General features: G+C 47.7%; 1 protein-coding gene, 1 tRNA gene and 1 rRNA gene. 1 reads left to right on the top strand and 2 read right to left on the bottom strand.

The window, feature by feature from the left end:
* Positions 1-681: 681 nt before the first annotated feature.
* Positions 682-1,461: a helix-turn-helix transcriptional regulator gene (locus BW958_RS20115; RefSeq protein ID WP_076577681.1), complete on the top strand. Its 780-nt coding sequence runs from the start codon at positions 682-684 to the stop codon at positions 1,459-1,461.
* 88 nt (positions 1,462-1,549) lie between these two features.
* Here BW958_RS20115 and rrf read toward each other — a convergent pair.
* Positions 1,550-1,664 (bottom strand): 5S ribosomal RNA (gene rrf / locus BW958_RS20110).
* 17 nt (positions 1,665-1,681) lie between these two features.
* Positions 1,682-1,757 (bottom strand) — tRNA-Thr (locus tag BW958_RS20105).
* Positions 1,758-1,887: the final 130 nt, after the last annotated feature.

The raw sequence follows: 1,887 nt of genomic DNA, 5'->3' as shown, positions 1-1,887 counted from the left end.
CAGACATTGAAAATCAAAAATTGTTTTTGATGCTTCAATCCTGCGAGTGCCCACACAGATTGCTTGATTCAATTTGTTAAAGAACGTTGCCTTGTTGGCTGAGGCTGCGCATCTTACGCTCCTCGCTTGGAAAGTCAAGCGCCGTAGCGGCTTTTCTTTCCCCGGAAAGTGACAGCGACTGTCGTCTTCCCGTGACCATCCGGCGTCATCCGCCGTGCTGGTGAGGGCGCATTATAGGGAGGCGCGCCGCGCTGGCAAGTTTTATTTCAAAAAAACTTCATACTTTAGTTTGTTTGCAGAAAAATAAAGCCAAATGCTCTTTTTTTGTCCTAGAACATCAAGGCACTTACCTATTTTCCTCTATATAATCGTCACCATACACACAACAAGCCTAGACCTTTCCCCACAACAAAAACCTGATGTTCCGTGTCCTTGTGCTACTTTTTTCTTGTCAGCATTAGCTCACTGGACCTGATGAGGATTTTGAGAATGTGCATGTGTAATGCACGACTCTTAATCAGAGGTACTCTCTCAAGGCTGATAGGGCTAAGATATCTGGGCCAATCCAACATTTACGTTGCTGTGTGGTTAAGGCATAGCTAATGTGAAAGAGATGCAGTGCACGGGTTAGGGCAAGTCTGTACGCGACTGAGCTAAAGATGAGCCTACAAGGAGAATAACTTGTTCAATACCAAGCTTTGGGAACATGTCGAGACCTTCACCAAGGCGCGCTCAACCATGGATGTGCAGCACGCTCTTGAGCGTTTCAGCTATAAGATGGGCTTTGACTACTTTCGACTGCTGATTATTTTCCCTATCAGCATGAATCGCTCTCACGTAGCTCTTTTTAACAACTGCCCGCTGAGTTGGTTTGAAGCCTACAGCTCCAACCGCTACCTGACACAAGATCCTGTGGTATCTCTTGGCCTGAAGCAAACACTCCCTATCTTCTGGAACAAGCTGGATCTCGATCACCCCACCATGCCGGCATGTAGCCGTGATGTAATGAATCTCGCTGCTGATTTTGGAGTGCGTAACGGAGTGTCATTCCCGTTGCACACCCCTTATGGTGAAAAAGGCATCCTCTCATTCATCACCAAAGATCCCAGCAACAGTGAGTTGATGTTCGAGAACGTTCCGATTCTCTCTTTCTGTGCGAGCTACATCTTTAATGCTGCTGTTGAACTTGTTAAGCGCAAACCTGAATTGGCCAAACATCTAACAGATCTGTCTGCCCGTGAGAAAGAGTGTCTGCTATGGGCCAGCGAAGGGAAGACATCCTGGGAGATCGCCACCATCCTAGGCATTAGCGAGCGCACAGTTAACTTCCATCTGAACCAAGTAACTAACAAAACTGACTCGCGCAACCGCAACCAAGCTATTGCTAAGACTATATCCAGCGGCCTCATACTGCCATCTCTGGAAGATGTCACGATTACCAACATCCGCACATCTATGTAATCAGTAGCCTATTGGTTACATGTCACAAATCTTATAAGACACAAAAACAAAAGGCCTCCCGCTTGGGAGGCCTTTCATCTGGATAGGTGCCTGACTGTGTCCTACTCTCGCATGGCATCTGCCATACTACCATCGGCGCTACGACATTTCACTTCTGTGTTCGGCATGGGAACAGGTGGTTCTATCGTGCTATTGCCGTCAGGCAAAACTTGTCAAATTTTGGTGCTGATACCCAGAATCGAACTGGGGACCTCATCCTTACCAAGGATGCGCTCTACCGACTGAGCCATATCAGCACAAAACTCTCAAAACGACGCTGCGCGTCATTTCTAATTGGGTGCCTGGCAGTGTCCTACTCTCACATGGCATCTGCCACACTACCATCGGCGCTACGGCGTTTCACTTCTGTGTTCGGCAAGGATACAG

This window comes from Aeromonas sp. RU39B (assembly GCF_900156095.1).
In the GTDB taxonomy this organism is placed as follows: Bacteria; Pseudomonadota; Gammaproteobacteria; order Enterobacterales; family Aeromonadaceae; genus Aeromonas.
This window is presented reverse-complemented; position numbering and strand designations above follow the sequence as displayed.